18 protein-coding genes and 1 pseudogene are annotated in these 15,490 nt (G+C 35.0%); 5 read left to right on the top strand and 14 right to left on the bottom strand.

All coding sequences use genetic code 11. The annotated features are described in order from the left end of the window. Positions 1 to 13: 13 nt before the first annotated feature. On the bottom strand, positions 14 to 736 hold the full coding sequence (locus H3T55_RS15190) for a DNA-binding response regulator (RefSeq protein WP_225535015.1): 723 nt from the start codon (positions 734 to 736) through the stop codon (positions 14 to 16). Between the two features lie 287 nt (positions 737 to 1,023). Here H3T55_RS15190 and H3T55_RS15185 point away from each other — a divergent pair, with 287 nt between their 5' ends. Beyond that, complete coding sequence (locus H3T55_RS15185; RefSeq protein WP_207114594.1) at positions 1,024 to 2,451, top strand: helix-turn-helix domain containing protein; 1,428 nt, start codon at positions 1,024 to 1,026, stop codon at positions 2,449 to 2,451. Positions 2,452 to 2,517: 66 nt separating this feature from the next. Here H3T55_RS15185 and H3T55_RS16750 read toward each other — a convergent pair. The 7 genes and pseudogenes from H3T55_RS16750 to H3T55_RS15155 all read right to left on the bottom strand — a co-directional run. Next, positions 2,518 to 2,637 (bottom strand): annotated as a pseudogene (locus H3T55_RS16750) (DUF3788 domain-containing protein); the annotation flags it as partial. 20 nt (positions 2,638 to 2,657) lie between these two features. Further along, positions 2,658 to 3,287 (bottom strand): sugar O-acetyltransferase, encoded by a 630-nt coding sequence (locus H3T55_RS15180; protein WP_225535016.1) that lies wholly within the window; start codon positions 3,285 to 3,287, stop codon positions 2,658 to 2,660. A gap of 110 nt (positions 3,288 to 3,397) precedes the next feature. Further along, positions 3,398 to 3,769 carry a pyridoxamine 5'-phosphate oxidase family protein gene (locus H3T55_RS15175; protein ID WP_225535017.1) on the bottom strand — a complete coding sequence of 124 codons (372 nt, stop codon included), beginning with the start codon at positions 3,767 to 3,769 and terminating at the stop codon, positions 3,398 to 3,400. A 161-nt stretch (positions 3,770 to 3,930) separates the two neighbouring features. Next, the gene (locus H3T55_RS15170; protein ID WP_225535018.1) at positions 3,931 to 4,383 is read right to left on the bottom strand and encodes a nucleoside deaminase; all 453 of its coding nucleotides are present in this window, start codon (positions 4,381 to 4,383) and stop codon (positions 3,931 to 3,933) included. 25 nt (positions 4,384 to 4,408) lie between these two features. Continuing rightward, positions 4,409 to 4,636 carry a hypothetical protein gene (locus H3T55_RS15165; RefSeq protein WP_225535019.1) on the bottom strand — a complete coding sequence of 76 codons (228 nt, stop codon included), beginning with the start codon at positions 4,634 to 4,636 and terminating at the stop codon, positions 4,409 to 4,411. A gap of 743 nt (positions 4,637 to 5,379) precedes the next feature. Further along, positions 5,380 to 5,526, bottom strand: coding sequence for a hypothetical protein (locus H3T55_RS15160; protein ID WP_225550233.1), 147 nt, complete (start codon positions 5,524 to 5,526; stop codon positions 5,380 to 5,382). 256 nt (positions 5,527 to 5,782) lie between these two features. Then, positions 5,783 to 6,265, bottom strand: coding sequence for a hypothetical protein (locus H3T55_RS15155; protein ID WP_225535020.1), 483 nt, complete (start codon positions 6,263 to 6,265; stop codon positions 5,783 to 5,785). A gap of 671 nt (positions 6,266 to 6,936) precedes the next feature. Between H3T55_RS15155 and H3T55_RS15150 the strand changes: the two genes are divergently transcribed. Beyond that, complete coding sequence (locus tag H3T55_RS15150) at positions 6,937 to 7,308, top strand: helix-turn-helix domain-containing protein (protein WP_225535021.1); 372 nt, start codon at positions 6,937 to 6,939, stop codon at positions 7,306 to 7,308. 107 nt (positions 7,309 to 7,415) lie between these two features. Continuing rightward, the gene (locus tag H3T55_RS15145; RefSeq protein ID WP_225550230.1) at positions 7,416 to 7,958 is read left to right on the top strand and encodes a CPBP family intramembrane glutamic endopeptidase; all 543 of its coding nucleotides are present in this window, start codon (positions 7,416 to 7,418) and stop codon (positions 7,956 to 7,958) included. 226 nt (positions 7,959 to 8,184) lie between these two features. Here the strand turns inward: H3T55_RS15145 and H3T55_RS15140 are convergent, their stop codons facing one another. Beyond that, positions 8,185 to 8,700: a hypothetical protein gene (locus H3T55_RS15140; RefSeq protein WP_225535023.1), complete on the bottom strand. Its 516-nt coding sequence runs from the start codon at positions 8,698 to 8,700 to the stop codon at positions 8,185 to 8,187. Between the two features lie 390 nt (positions 8,701 to 9,090). Between H3T55_RS15140 and H3T55_RS15135 the strand changes: the two genes are divergently transcribed. Together H3T55_RS15135 and H3T55_RS15130 are read left to right on the top strand one after the other, a co-directional pair. After that, complete coding sequence (locus H3T55_RS15135; protein ID WP_225535024.1) at positions 9,091 to 9,906, top strand: AraC family transcriptional regulator; 816 nt, start codon at positions 9,091 to 9,093, stop codon at positions 9,904 to 9,906. Between the two features lie 16 nt (positions 9,907 to 9,922). Next, positions 9,923 to 10,342: a DUF2000 domain-containing protein gene (locus tag H3T55_RS15130; RefSeq protein WP_225535025.1), complete on the top strand. Its 420-nt coding sequence runs from the start codon at positions 9,923 to 9,925 to the stop codon at positions 10,340 to 10,342. Positions 10,343 to 10,478: 136 nt separating this feature from the next. Here H3T55_RS15130 and H3T55_RS15125 read toward each other — a convergent pair whose 3' ends face one another. From H3T55_RS15125 to H3T55_RS15105, 5 genes are all read right to left on the bottom strand, one after another. Beyond that, positions 10,479 to 11,429 carry an alpha/beta hydrolase gene (locus H3T55_RS15125; RefSeq protein WP_225535026.1) on the bottom strand — a complete coding sequence of 317 codons (951 nt, stop codon included), beginning with the start codon at positions 11,427 to 11,429 and terminating at the stop codon, positions 10,479 to 10,481. A 127-nt stretch (positions 11,430 to 11,556) separates the two neighbouring features. Beyond that, a complete protein-coding gene (locus tag H3T55_RS15120; RefSeq protein ID WP_225535027.1) occupies positions 11,557 to 12,702 on the bottom strand; it encodes an ArgE/DapE family deacylase in 1,146 nt (381 codons plus the stop codon). Positions 12,703 to 12,868: 166 nt separating this feature from the next. Further along, positions 12,869 to 13,693, bottom strand: a complete 825-nt coding sequence (gene purR / locus H3T55_RS15115) for a pur operon repressor (protein ID WP_087641713.1) — start codon at positions 13,691 to 13,693, stop codon at positions 12,869 to 12,871. Between the two features lie 237 nt (positions 13,694 to 13,930). Next, on the bottom strand, positions 13,931 to 14,761 hold the full coding sequence (locus H3T55_RS15110) for a metal ABC transporter permease (RefSeq protein WP_087642055.1): 831 nt from the start codon (positions 14,759 to 14,761) through the stop codon (positions 13,931 to 13,933). Then, positions 14,740 to 15,420, bottom strand: coding sequence for a metal ABC transporter ATP-binding protein (locus H3T55_RS15105; protein ID WP_087641712.1), 681 nt, complete (start codon positions 15,418 to 15,420; stop codon positions 14,740 to 14,742). The genes H3T55_RS15110 and H3T55_RS15105 overlap by 22 nt, the downstream gene beginning before the upstream one ends. Between the last annotated feature and the right edge of the window lie 70 nt (positions 15,421 to 15,490).

The following is a 15,490-nucleotide window of genomic DNA, read 5'->3' as shown; positions in this document are numbered from 1 at the left end:
GTATCTTAAATTTTTAGCTATTATACGCGACCACCTCCTTTAAAAGATTCGTATCTTTATTTGAATCAAGTAGATATCCAACCGAACGAACCGTGCGTAAAATCTTTGGATCAGCACCGCCTTGCTTTAGCTTATTTCTTATATGGAATGCAACATTTGCTATACGATAGGTTTTTATAGAATTATCCACTTCTTCCTTCCCTCCCCAAACATAATCTGAAATTTCTTCATATGTAAATGCCTGATTGACTCTGCTCGCTAACAAAGACACCATTCGATACTCCAAACGTGTAAGGCTCACCTCTGACTTATTCGGTAGTTTCATGCTACAATTTAAGGAGTTCAATTCGAGCTCATTGCTGGCCTTTGATTCACCTATGTTTTTTTCGTCTGTTCTGTGAATCAATTTTAATGTGTTCTCAATGATGACAAACATTTCATCATCCGATATATTTCTGCCAAGATTACCTAATACACCTAATTCAAGGTTGATTTTCTTACTGATTTCATTGTCAGTCTTTGACTTTACCCATATCGGTAAAAGTGATTGTCTTTTGATCGATAGAATCAATTCAAGGACTTGATTTTGATTTTCCTCTGAGCTGTAAATCAATACGCCGTGCATCGTATCTAATTGCGCCAATAATTGTTGTTCATCAGAAAAGTGAAAGTCACATATTTTAATAGAAGTTGGTATGAAATAGTCTTTAGTATTAAAAATTGCCAAATTATACATAATTTGATTTCTCCTTTCTTTTGTTTGTGCACAAAAAATATATTATATTCCCCTTTTTTACACAAACTAGGTTTGTCTAGCCAAAGGACAAATCAAAAAGAACAAAAACAGCCGATTCGAACCAAAAACTCGTCGTTTTTTAATTATTATTTAATTTAAATATATTTTTTTAATAAAAATATGAGAATTTTCTTTATGTTTTTTCTTCAAGAGGAGAAATTTTAGATAAAATCTGCCTTACTTTTTTTGTTATGATTCTAGAATATTATGATTTTGGAGGAAATAATATGAATGAAATAGGTTATAAATTATTATTAGACACATCAACTAAACGAAAAATTACTATTTTAAATTTATTATTGGAATCGGAATTACCTATTCTAATTTCTGAATTAGCTGAAATATGTGAAGTTTCTCAAAAAACCTTAAGAAGGGATATTCAAGCCTTAAGTAAGCTGTTTCCAGATTCATTGATTTTAGAAAACTCTTCATTGATTCTAAATATCTCGACAGATATGAATCCGATTTTGAGCTATATCGAAGAAGAGGTGAAAAACAATATTTTATTTTCTATCGTGGAAGATACTTTCTATGGCCGTAGTGAAACGATCGATTACTTATCAGAAAAGTTCTTCATCGCTGAATCTACTCTTCGTAAATATCTATCTGTTTTAAAAGAGGTATTAGAGGATTTTGATTTGACCCTGAATCTTTCACCAATCGAAATACTTGGAGATGAAGTCAATGCTCGTTACTTTTATTTCCATTTTTTTGAACAAGTGGCAGAATACAATCAACATTCTTATTTAAAAAGCAGGCATATGGACTTGTATGCGATATTGAGGAGTCTACTCCATAATTATGGCTTGATCCTTAATGTTGACTATCATCGATTCGTCCGCTGGATGACCGTCAGTGAACAAAGAATACGGCAGCAAAAGTTAGTCTATCTAGACGCAAAAATTTTAGATAAATATCGCCATAGTGATACATTTATTATGTTGAAAGCAGCAGCGAAAAAATCATTACGTCCAGATTCTTACAACTTGATTACGGACTCTGAAATCGTGTTTGCATTTCTGATTTCCTTAGACACGATCGTTTATGATGAGAAAAGCCACTTTTTGCCAAATAGCTTTTTACAGGCAACAGAGGATTTCGAGCACTTAGTCACTAAATTTTTCCAACATTCCGGTTTGAGTTACCCCTTAAATGTTGAACTAAAAGCAATCATCAAGGCCTTTCTGGTGAATGAAAAAGCATTACAGGAACTTTCTCCTTTATTTCAAAAAAATGATTCTAAATTCAAAGCCTTGATGGAAAAAAAATACCCAAAAACAATCGAAACTTGGACGACCATTCTTAAAGATAATCATGATTTCTTATATAAAGAAGATTTAGCGATCAGCTTAGCTTCCTTAACTGAAGCGAAAGTCAATCGCAGCAGTAAAATCCTTTTTGCTTTGAGCGGAACTTCTGCTGAAACAGCTTATTATAAATATCTGGCGCATAAATATGTACCGAAGACAGCGGAATTGGCTTTCGTATTCAACCAGCCAATCGACAATAATTTGATCGAACGGCTGGATATCGATGTCTGTATTTGTAATTTTCCTTTGCCTTCATCGGATATTGGCTGCACCTTCTTTAAATTTTCTAGTGTGCCTTTAGATCGGGAATGGGAAATCTTAGCTAAAAAACTGACCACTATCTAAGGTATTTTCTACAGCTAAAAGGGACTGGGACATAACTCTACGAGTTACGCCCCAGTCCCTTTTAAAACGAATAAACGGTGGAAGCAGAAGTAACTCCTTCGGAAATAAGCTGAAATTCACAAAAATTTGAAGAACAATTTTCGTAAATTCCCTCTTATTTCTCGGAGTTGAACACTTCTGTCCCATCCTCTTTCTGATTTTATCTATTAATTGCTATCATTCAAACGATGGATCTCTGCCAAATCCTCCTCATCAAATGGTCGATCTTTATAATAAAAGGCACGATCTCTACTATTGATTTCCCGCAACACTTTACACGGATTCCCAACAGCAACTGAATTAGCGGGGATATCTTTTGTTACAATACTACCTGCACCGATCACACTATTTTCACCGATCGTCACTCCAGGACAAATGGTTGTATTCGCTCCGATCCAACAGTTATCTTCAATAGTAACTGGATCTGCATACATCAATCTCCGATGATCCGGATGAATTGGGTGCCCGACCGTAGCAATCGTTACTCCTGGTCCAAACGCTACTTTATTTCCAATAGTAATTTTCCCATCATCAATAAATGTACATCCCATATTCAAATAGCACTCTTCACCTAACTGAATATTGTAGCCGTAACAAAAGTAAAATGGTGGTTCGATCCATGAATTGACTTTTGTCCCAAAAATGTCATCCAAAAGTTGAAAACGTTCTTCTATTTTATCTGGTGACAGCTGGTTAAACTGTCTCATCTTCTTTTTGGCTTGCATCCGTTCCTCCGGCAGGTTTTCACAGTTATCTAAAAACAATTTTCCAGCAAGAATTCTTTCTCTCATCCTCATAAAAAACGTCCTCCCTTATGTACCCATTCTTTATTCCATTAAATACGTGTTCATCTACTAAAAAAGGAAGCAAAAGAAAACTTCTGCTCCACTTTAACAATTGTTTTCAATTAGATTGTCTGCTTGACCAAGCTAGGGTGAACGACCATCACCTGTCTTAAAAATGGGAATTCGCTGACCATTTGATCAAACTCATCACCTGAATCAAGAAACTCCGTTGTTCCTTCAATATAAAAACCAGCACCAGCACCGATCGTGCCTTGAACCTCTCTAGAAGCTAATGTTATTTTGATTTGATTATTTATCGCTAAATCTGCTTGTGTTGAATGCATGCCAGCCATTGGCAGTAAAATACGATCATCTTCTGTCAATTTCAAATAACTATTCCACGTATTCGTCACATGCGCATCATTATTCGCCCATGTCGTCAAAGAAACAGGTCCTTCATGTGCCAAAACTTCTTTAAATTTTTCATTGAACATACCTTTTCCTCCTATTTATATATTGATAAAAAATAAGAATAAACCATTATTCTAAGAGTACCACAAAACGTTGATTTTAAAAGGCGAACAAAAAGTAAAATAATCAATAGTTATTTTAGCAAATACATGATAAATGATCTTCTTTTTAAACAAAATAACTGCTAATTAGTATGACGTAAAAAATAACTTTTAATATCTTCCAGCATGAAATCCTTAATTAAGGTAACCTCCTGTATTCGAGCGCCTTTTTGCAAAACCTCTTCACAAGAAATAAATGACCAGTTCTCTTCATTGCCGCGATATTTAGGATTATTTGCATAGACAACTCCTGTGACTCCTGACCAGATAATTGCAGAACTACAGAGTGGACAAGGTTCAAAAGTAGAATAAAGCCAGTAATCTTGAGGGAGTTTATCTACGTTTAACTTAGCACAAGCCTCCCTTATCGCATTGATTTCGGCATGTGCAGTCGGATCATGGATTGCGGTCACTGTTGTCTCACCCTGTGCTATGATATTCATTTTTTCATCAATAACTGCTGCGGTAATCGAATGGTTTGTCCATTGATTGTGGATCAACTGTGTCATTATTTTTTCATTGGGATGTTCACACATGCTTTCATCACACTCCTATACTTTTTTACTGCTTATCTTTACGAATTTCTTCTGCAGCATTCTCATGGTATGCTGTTCCCATTAAGTAATAATACATATCCGTATTCTTTTCAGTCTGCGGCATGTTCTTCAAACAATCTTTCGCATAATTTTGAATTTCTTCGACACTAATTTCTAATTTGTCTAATAATAATTCGTTTAAAAATTTGACACTTAACAATTCCATTTCTAGCTCTCGAATTTTTTCGTCCATCTCTATCGCCTCTTTCCATGTAGCTAGAGCTTCATATAGCATTGTAACTGTTTACATTTTTTTAGTCACTATTGTCAAAATGATTTTTCTATTACCATCTTCAAATTTCCTATAAATACCTTTTCCGTATAGATCATAGACCCATTACTAAAAGCTGGTTTAATCTTATTTAGCATACTTTTCATTTTTCATTTCTAATCATTTTTGATACCACTGTTTGATTTATATCATATCAAATTGATTTTCCTATGGAGGAAATTCTTAATGTTGAGTCAATTTTTTTAACGGAAAAACTTGAATTAAAGAGCCTTGATTGATTCTTTTGAAAATTGACAAAACTACTTCATTCACTTAACATTAAATATGAGAGATTGATATTTTACATCAAAAACGAGCCTTTTCGATAGTTCATCTAATCAATGATTCAATGAGTACAATTAGAATAATCCTGTCTTAGGAAGAGCTTTTATGAAAGTGGGGAATAGTTATGGACACGTTTAAAAATTTCATGTTTGGTCTCACTAGTCTAGTCGGAGGCATTTGTATTTTTGGCGGTGGAGTTTTGTTTGCTTTCATGTTCGTCCTTCTTTTCATTTCTTGTGTTGTACTAGAGGCTGTAACTAATCGTAGTAAAAGACATATGACTAAATCATGATCTGTTCCTCCATTAATTAATGGAGGATTTTTTATTTATATATTCAAAATCAGAACTTTTTTGAAGTCACTCAAAAGAGCAAAGTTTTTCAACAATTTATTTGTTCAAAATAAGCTGCTAGTTGATCCTGCTCTTTACTTTCTAAGTATATTACAGGAGTTTGTTGAAATCGACTCGTATCTGTATCAACTTGTTGATCCAAGAATTTTGTATATGGACTGATTAGTTGCTTCATTATTTTTAATAAGCTAAATATCTTTTCTTTGGAAGACGTGTCAAATGTTTCTATTAACAACTGATATTCCTCTTCATTAAGAGATACGTTTGTTTTTTTCAAACCCTTGTTCGAAAGTAATTTTCCATGTCATTATCTGAACCAACTCATCTCTTGTCAAATTCAAATAAAACTGATTTACATAAGCAATCTTCGTCCACTTATAAACCAAAGTTTTTAAAGGCTTGGACAATATCGACTTCCATAGTATAAATTATTAACCATGAAAATTCCCTGTCGCAGAGTTAACTGTTACATAAGCATTATCACCAGTGTCAATTTCATTAACAAATACACCAAAATAGCCATTTCCATAATCTACATATTTTTTTACAGTAACTTGATAATTTTCGTATAATTTATTCTCAAATGTTGTTTTCCAATCATCTGTACTCGTATCCTGCTCGGACTCCATCGGTGCTGTACTAGTAGTAATGCTTTGATTATTTTCTTGAGCTGCATTAGCATTTTCCACCTGACTAGAGTTCTCAGGTCTCACATTTTGTGGCAGTTGAGACTCCTTTTCACTTGTTTGTTTCACTGTATTATTCGAAGACTGTAGAGTGCTTGACTCTTTAGTGCTTGTGTTTTGTAGTGAGCTACTTGAGCTTTCATCTACTCTCTCCTTCGCTCCATTATTTGAGCACCCACCCAGTAAAACAGATAAACATAACATTGACACAACTAACATTGATTTCATTTTGCATTCCTCCTTTTAATTAACAAGGTAATTATATTACAATAACATTACATTGTAAATACAATGTAATAATATTTATCTAAATAACCATAATACTTTTTAAATAAGCGTTTTAAAGATTACGATAACATTACAGAAATAGAGTAAATCTGATTAATTTGAACCTAAACTGTCAATCATATATTAAAATTACTGAAATATCCTCATTTTAGTATTCAATTTTGACATCATAATTAACTGAGCGATTTCAAATAGATCGATTTCATTTTTTTGTATAAATTGCGTAATTTTTTCGACTTATTTAGCATATTGAAGAATAAAGCTCATTGAATAGCAAATTTACAAACGGATTTTGAAACTTGCGCCATTTAAACAGGAAATCAACAATTATTGACTCAAATCCAACGTTTTTGTTAATCAAATACGTAACAGAAACGGACACGTTTCTTTGTGTTCATTTTCAGTTGAGCAGTATACTAACTAAGATTGTAACTTTTTGCAGTCCAGTATTCTGATTCTAAATTTTGATAGTTTACAGCAAAAAAACATGCTCTTTTTTTAGTGACATATCTACACAACTCGATTAAATCCTCAAATGTTACAGATTTACACTTTTCTATTATCGATATGTATACTATTATTTTATTCATATACAAGAAGGGAAGTTTTATATGAAAATAGGACAACGTCTAAAAGAAGCTCGAACTTCTAATAATTATTCTCAACAAGAAGTTTCCGAAATACTTCATGTTTCAAGATCAACAATCTCTAGCTGGGAAATTGGCAGGACATATCCCTCAATTGAACTACTAATCAATCTTAGTGATCTCTATGGAATATCTCTTGATCAACTCTTGAAAGAAGACAAAGAAATTGTAAGAGAACTTAATAAAAGCTCACAGTATAAAAAATGGATCGTGGTTCTATTCTTTTGCATTCTCATCCTTTTAATTATACTTCTGTTTACTAGCATAAACTTTTCTGAAAAAGCCTCTTCCACTTTAAATTTCATTCAATGTTTTTATACAGGAGGTATATTTTGAGCACTCGAAGACATTTATTTATACTTTACTTGATCTTATATGTTGCTGTATTTTTATTTAAAATTCCGAATTTCATAATGAATGGTTTTTTGTTGTCACTTTTTAACATGTTCGTATATTTGATACTCTTTTTTAGCGGGTTGGTTTTATATCACTCGACCTTTAAAGACAATTTGAATTGGGTCCTTACAAATAAGCTCAAGACACTTTTAATACTATTTTTAGGTTTCATAGGGGAAAACATCGCTAATCTATTAGCTGCTTTAGTAATTACTTCCAGCAAGATTCCGAATGCGCTTACAAACGATTCAAATATTATTCAAGTTAGTTCTAAATTTCCACCTATAATTATTCTCTTAATTCTAGGGATTGCGGGGCCTGTTGTAGAAGAAATATTTTATAGACAGATATTAGTTACTAAACTTTCCCAAACAATTCCTTCATTATTTGCAATTGTAGTAAGTAGCTTGCTCTTTGCATCTGTTCATGTGCATCATATTACTTTTTCTGAGCTAATACTTGTAACACCTCACTTTTTCTCAGGAATTGTTTTAGGAGTTATTTATATTAAAACAAATAATGTTTTATTTACAATAATTTTGCATGTTTTTCTAAATATCACAGGCCTTATTCCATTATTCTTGAGTTAAGTACGGGAAATAAAATCAATAACGGTAACTTAACTAGACTATTCTGAATATTTTTGGCATTGGCACTTTATTATGCAAAATAGGATAGAGAAGTTCTCTATCCTAGATTTTTATTTTCAGCAATTCTATTGAATATCTGAGATCCTTATCATAGTTACACTCTCACAATATTCAACTGCCTATACTCTATCGGGAAAAAAACTATCCAATACCATTTGTATAAACCTTAAACAAACAATTGAATCGCCATAAATTTTTCCAAAACAACTACTACACTTCTTATTTCAGAGCTCTCAGAGCTGCTATTTTGATTTTCTCCTTTTTTATGTTGTTTATTAGCAAACTTTTCAGCTTCTTCTCTAAGGTCATTGGTAATTTCTAGTGACTGATTTCTATCCATTTCTTCAGCAATATATTGAACATAATCATACGCTTCATAAGGTACCTCAGAGGTATCATTTTCTTTTTGATATTTCTCTACATAATAAATATACTCATTCACTTCTTTTTCTGTCATTGCTCGGTTGATCTGAGTTGGCGCATTTGGATCATCTTTAAAGTCTTCTTTTTCCTCTTTCGTCATCTCTCTGTAGAGATTAGGATGCATCAGTTCACCCGTGCCATTTAAAACATGATCTTTCATGGAATCAAAACTTGCTGCATTTACTTGGACTTCAAAAATTAGAACGCCCATACAAATCAATCCAAAACTTATGATTAGTTTATACCAATTTTTTCTCATTACTCTTCTCCTATCTCTCATATCATTCTACGTATTTTGAATCTTGAAGCTGCCAATTTCCTGTAACAAAATCATATACAACTATTGATTGATCATCTTCTCACTCATGACCATTTTTATACAGCCTTATAGCTATCCTATTCGTTCTTTTTGGATCAATTTTAGAGTTGGTTGTAAGGATCGTTACTCCGTTTAATACCGTTGTCCGACTCGCATTCTTTCTACTGACAAGCATATCAGATTTTTCATTCGATTGTTAGTAATTTTTACATAATGTGTATAAATGACTATGGGTACCCCTGTCGTATTAGAAAATTTATTTTTTCATCAATATTATTCTATAATGTTAGCTTTGGCTTATGCTATTCTTGATCTACAAAGGAGAACGCTATGCTAGAAAACAGACAAATCGTTTATAACTCACAACTAGAAATCGAAGCGCTAGTCTTTGATGGTATCCAGCAAAAATTTCCAAATCATTTCCATGACTACTATGTGATTGGTTATATTGAAAAAGGCAGCAGAAAACTATCTTGTAAAAATAAAGAATATATTCTTAAAGAAGGAGATTTTATTTTCTTTAATCCGTATGATAACCATGAATGTGAATCCATAGATGGTAAACCGCTGATCTATCGAAACCTGCATATTCGCCCAGAGATCATGGAAAAACATGTGCAGGCACGACTATCATTAACTAAAAATCCGCTTTTTACTGTAACTGTTCCTGAAACAATGCAAGAAAATCAACTATTTTTACAATTACATGAACGGCTGATGAATGAACGGGCAAATGATGCTTTTGAAATCGAAGAATTATTTACCTTGCTGTTGAATGATCTACTATCAAATTTTTCAAGTCTTGAAGAATCAAAACATCCGACCATTCCACACAAAATCAATGAAACAAAGGAATTCATTGAAGAAAATTATGCACAAAAGCTTTCACTTGCTGAATTGAGTGTATTCGCAGAAACGAATCAATATACATTCATTCGGCTATTTACAAAATACTTTGGTTTGACCCCTTTTCAATACCTGATCACGACTCGGATCAATCAGGCCAAACGATTATTAAAAAGTGGCATCTCCATCACTGAAATCGCTATGGAAACTGGTTTTAGTGATCAAAGTCATTTTACCCGAGTATTCAAAGCGCAAATCGGTGTTACACCAAAAATGTATCAAAAAATTTTTATTGCTTAAAGAAAGGATGTACATAATGGTATCAGAACAAAAATGTGTGATGCTCATTGATGAAGCATTGCCTATAGGCTTGATTGCCAACACGACCGCTATATTAGGCGCAACTTTAGGAAAAGAATTTCCCGCTGGTATAGGCGCTGATGTTTATGACTCTAATGATCAAGAACATCTCGGAATCGTTAATTATCCTATTCCTATTTTGAAATCCTCTGGAGAGTCATTGAGCACTCTTAGAACAGTTTTAAATGATGAGCGTTATTCAAGTTTGACTGTCATCGGTTTTTCCAATATTGCTCAAACCTGCGGCTCCTATGAACTATATACCGAGAATATGAAAAATACAGCTCCGGAACAGATCCATTATTATGGCTTATGTCTACATGGAAGCAAAAAGTTAGTGAATAAATTGACTGGTAGTTTGCCTTTATTACGTTAAAATACTCTAAAAGAGGTTTGCTATAGCTGCTGATAAAAAATTAGAAGTAAACAGCTTCTTTGATACTACACAAAAAAAGCTGCACTATCTGATCTTAAAACGTCAGATAGTACAGTTCTTTTTTATTATCAAGCTTTTATTTTGAATTACGTTTATTGATCCAATCCGTCGATACATCCATCGCTGCTCGAGTCGCATTGCTTTGATCCATCGAATTGACCATAACAAAGTCATGAATCATTCCTTGGAATCTAATTTGTGTGACATCAACACCTGCTTCACGTAAATGACGGGCATACTCTTCTCCTTCATCTCTCAATACGTCTGCTTCACCATTTAAAATCATTGCAGCAGGCAAGCCTTCAAGATCCTCTTTTGTAGCTTGCAATGGAGAAATCGTTTTGATCGTAGCGTCTTGTCCTTCTGGTAGATAGTTGTCCCAGAACCATTTCATTCCATCTTTTGCCAAGAAATAATTTTCAGCAAATTGATTGTATGATCCTGAATCAAAGGAATGATTTGTCACTGGATAGTACAATAATTGTTGGCTGATTTTAGGGCCTTTACGATCTTTTGCCAACATCGTTAAGACAGTCGCCATATTTCCGCCGACACTGTCTCCTGAAATCGTCAAGCGACTAGTATCATATTCGTCATTAGCATCATCAACTAGTTTTAATAACGTTGCATAACATTGTTCGATCGCTACTGGATATTTTGCTTCTGGTGAACGATCATATTCTGGAACGAACACAATAGAATTTGTTCTAACAGCTAATTCTCGAACTAACTTATCATGTGTATGTGCACTGCCTAATACCCAGCCTGCACCATGAACATAAAGGATCACTGGGAGTTTTCCTGTTGCTTCTTTTGGTTTTACGGTGCGTACATTGATCGTACTGTGATCACCTAGATCCCATTGCTGATCGTTGATGTCAGCTTCAAGTTTTTCCACTGGTGAACTTTGGACTTCTTCAAGTAAATCACGTGCATCATTAACTGGGAGCTGATAGATAAATGGTTCTTTTGCATTTGCCTCACTGAATTCAAGTGCTGATTGTTCTAAAGAAATTCTTTTTACCATACTGCTACCTTCTTTCCAATGTTATACCCTCATATTAAGCCCATATTCCAACTAGTTCAAATAGTACGCTTTATTAAAAAAAAAATACAAGCAGAATTTAATAGAATTCTGCTTGTATTTTAAGCTATTATGCTAAATAGACCATAACCATTTCTTTATAGATATCGATCATTTCCAAATAATTATCAATATCGACATATTCATCGACTTGATGGGGTGTTTCATTGCCCGGACCAAAAATAATCACAGGAAATGCTTGCTTCCCTTTTGTAAATTCTGCTGCATCTGTGGTTCCAGACACACCGACCATCGGAATATCTACATTTACTTGCCTTTTAGCTACTTGCTGCGCAATTTTAGCAATATCCGAGTTCTTTTCACTTTTCACCGAAATTTTATTTGCTTCGATCGTTAGCGTTAACCGATAATTTTCTTTTTGATTCAACTCATCGATCAGCTCATTCATTTTTTTGATGACTAGATCATTATCATACCCTGGAATCGTTCTGATATTTCCTTCCAGACTCGCTTCACTTGGGATACTGTTGATTTGTTCCCCGCCGGAAATCATCGTCACATTATAAATGAAGTCACCTAACACTTCATCAGTGTGTGTTTCACTGCGGAATAATTCATTGGCTCTTGTATAGAAATCATTCAAATGATCGATTGCATTCACGCCTAATTGCGGCATAGAACTGTGGGCATTTTTCCCTAGAGAAGAAACTTTAAAATTGATCGATCCTTTATGTGCATAAACGATTCCGGCATATCCTGAAGGTTCACCGATGACCATAGAAGTCACATCATCAACATATCCTTCTTTGGTCAGCTGTTCAGCACCAAGCTCACCTACTTCTTCACCGACTGTGGCCAATAACCGTAAACGACCATTAAAGTCAGCTGCTTCTTCTTTCAACTCGATCATAGCAATTGCCATAGCTGCCAAACCACTCTTCATATCACAAGTGCCGCGTCCAAATAGCTTCCCATCACGAATTTCTGGTTTAAATGGATCTGACGTCCAGTCTGCAGCATTTCCAGCTGAAACAACGTCCATATGTCCTGAAAAAGCCAAGACCTTCTCACTTTTTTGATTGCCGATTTCAACAATCAAATTATCACGATCCTTATCATATTCTAAAAATGAAGAATCGATCCCATGCTTTTTAAATAGCTTGCTTAAATACTCTGCAACTTCCTTTTCATTACCGTTGACTGATTTGATTGCAACAAGGTCTTTTAAAATTTGAATCTTTTCTTGTTTTTCCATTGTGTATGCCTTCTTTCATTAGATACATCCAAAGTTCTTCATTATGTGTGGAAAAAGGTTGGATATTCCATTTCACACATCTACTATACACCTATTTAAGATTTTTGTTAAATTAAAAAAGGCTTTACTAAGTACCATTTGTACTTGAGTAAAACCAAAGTCAAAGCTATTTTTCTTCGTCAAAATAATTCCCAGGAACTACATTGATCGTCTTCGTTTGAGTGTCTACATCTTTCACATACAACAATGAAGTATAATCTTCGATTGCCCGTTGACCATTGAATTTTGATTCTGCAAAAACAGTGATGCCAACAAGTTCAGCTTCAAACTCTTCGATCAAGCTCTTCATTCCGTTGACTGTTCCGCCACCTTTCATGAAATCATCCACAACCAAGACTCTAGAACCGCGCTTCAAGCTGCGTTTTGATAATTCCATTTTTTCGATCCGTTCAGAAGAACCAGAAACATAATTCACACTAACCGTTGATCCTTCAGTGATTTTTGAATCGCGGCGCACGATTACAAAAGGTACATTTAAATAGTAGGAAACTGCTTGAGCGATCGGTACACCTTTAGTCGCTACAGTCATCACTGCATCTACCTGCTCATCTAAATACTTGGAAGCAATGATTCGTCCAACCTGACGCAATAATTCCGGCTGTCCCAATAAATCAGAAAGATAGACATATCCTCCCGGCAGCAAGCGATCCTGTTCTGACAAGCGATCACACAAAGATAAAACCAATTCCTTAGACTCTTCAAATGGGATTTCAGGAATAAACTGAACGCCTCCAGCAGCGCCTGGAATCGTTTCAAGAATCCCTGTTCCACGCTCTTTAAATGTTTTTTTGATAATTGCCAAATCTTCACTGATCGATGACTTTGCTGACTTGTAGCGTTGCGCAAAATAAGTCAATGAAACCAATGTATGTGGATGCTCTAACAAATACTGCGTCATATCGATCAAACGCTCACTTCTCCGAATTTTCAAATCCGTCACTCCTTTTTCTTTTTATAGATCTATTCGTCATGCTCTTTATGAGTATACCTGCTTAAAATTTAATGGTACGTCCTTTCAATCTATCGTTCCCTATTATAAGGTGTTTGATGAAAAAATTCGAGCATTTTTTGAAAAAAATGAAAAATAGTTCGCAATTTAGAAAACAAAAAAGAAGATAGGAGAAAAAACTTTCGTTTTTCCTCCTATCTTCACTAAAATAAGTTGTAATCAACCGCGGCTCATCTTCTTATTTCGCTGTATCGTCACGATGATCTTTTTGAATACACTGACCAAAATAAACAATCCAATAAAAATCAATGTGATACTGGCACTTGGCGGTGTCTCTAAATAATAAGAACCCGTCAATCCTGTTAACATGCCAATCAATCCCATGATCACACTAATGATGATCACTGTATTAAACCCTTTACCGATCCGCATACCGATCGCAGCTGGTAATACCATGATCGCTGAAATCAACAACGCTCCAGCAATCGGAATCATCACTGCGATCGCAACTCCTGTGATCACGTTGAACAACATCGACATCCAATGGATCGGAAGACCATCGACATGCGCTGTATCTTCATCAAAAGTCAGTACATACATTGGTCGTTTAAATAAACAAAATAAGACCACTAAAACAACAAATAAAACTGCTAAAATAATGACCTGCTGCCAGGTGATCGTCACGATCGAACCAAATAAATAGGACTGGATGCTGGCTGCAGAATTACCGCCGCTCAAATTCATCAGCACAAGCGCTAATGCCAGACCTCCTGACATCAAAATAGCAATCGAGATTTCAGAATATGTGCTATAGATCATGCGTAGATATTCCAAGATCACTGCTGCGATGATCACAACAACCAATGTCATGATATCCGGGTTCCAATTCAGGAAGAATCCTAAAGCAACTCCTGCTAATGATACATGAGATAGTGTATCTGCCATCAACGATTGTCTTCTGATCACAAGAAATACCCCCAGCATTGGAGCTATCACTGAAATGAAGGTCGCCGCTAAAAAGGCTTTTCTCATGAACTCATATGAAAGCATCTCCACTGTGAATCCTCCTTCCGAACCAAACGAATTTGTCGATCCGCGTATGATTTTATATCTTCATGGTCATGAGTGATCATCAAGATCGCTTTGCCATGATCGTGCGCATTATGCCTTAACAGGCGATAAAACTCGTTTCTGGACGTTTCATCCATTCCTGTTGTTGGTTCATCTAAAATAAATAAGTCCGGATCTGTCGCAAAAATACGAGCTAAACTGATTCGTTGCTTTTGTCCGCCAGAAAGTTCCCCGATCCGTTTATGACGCATTTCCCACATACCGACAGCTTTCAATGCTTTTTCCACATGCTGATGATCCCGTTTAGTCAATGGCTTGAACCAGCGACCACGCGGAAAACGACCTGATCGGACCAATTCGATCACCGTACTTGGAAAACCCGCATTAAATGAGGCCACTTGCTGAGGAATATAACCAATACTCAGCTTTTCCCCTTCACTATTTTCTTTAGAAATCGTGATCGTCCCTTTAGTTGGTTTCAACAGTCCTAAGCTGCTCTTGATCAAGGTCGATTTTGCTGCGCCGTTTTCTCCAGTCAAAATCACAAATTCACCTGGATCGACATGATAAGATACACCTTCTAGGACCGGCTCATCATCATAATAAAATGTGAGATCTTTAACTTCTAGATAATGCATGATCTTGCTCCTTTTTTGAGGTTGGAGCAGAAGTATCCATAAGAAGAAACTACTTCTGCTTCCACCGTTC

This window comes from Enterococcus sp. S22(2020), assembly GCF_020295385.1.
GTDB lineage: Bacteria > Bacillota > Bacilli > Lactobacillales > Enterococcaceae > Enterococcus_L > Enterococcus_L dunnyi.
Note: the sequence above shows the minus strand (reverse complement) of the source record. Positions and strands in the feature narration are given on the sequence as shown.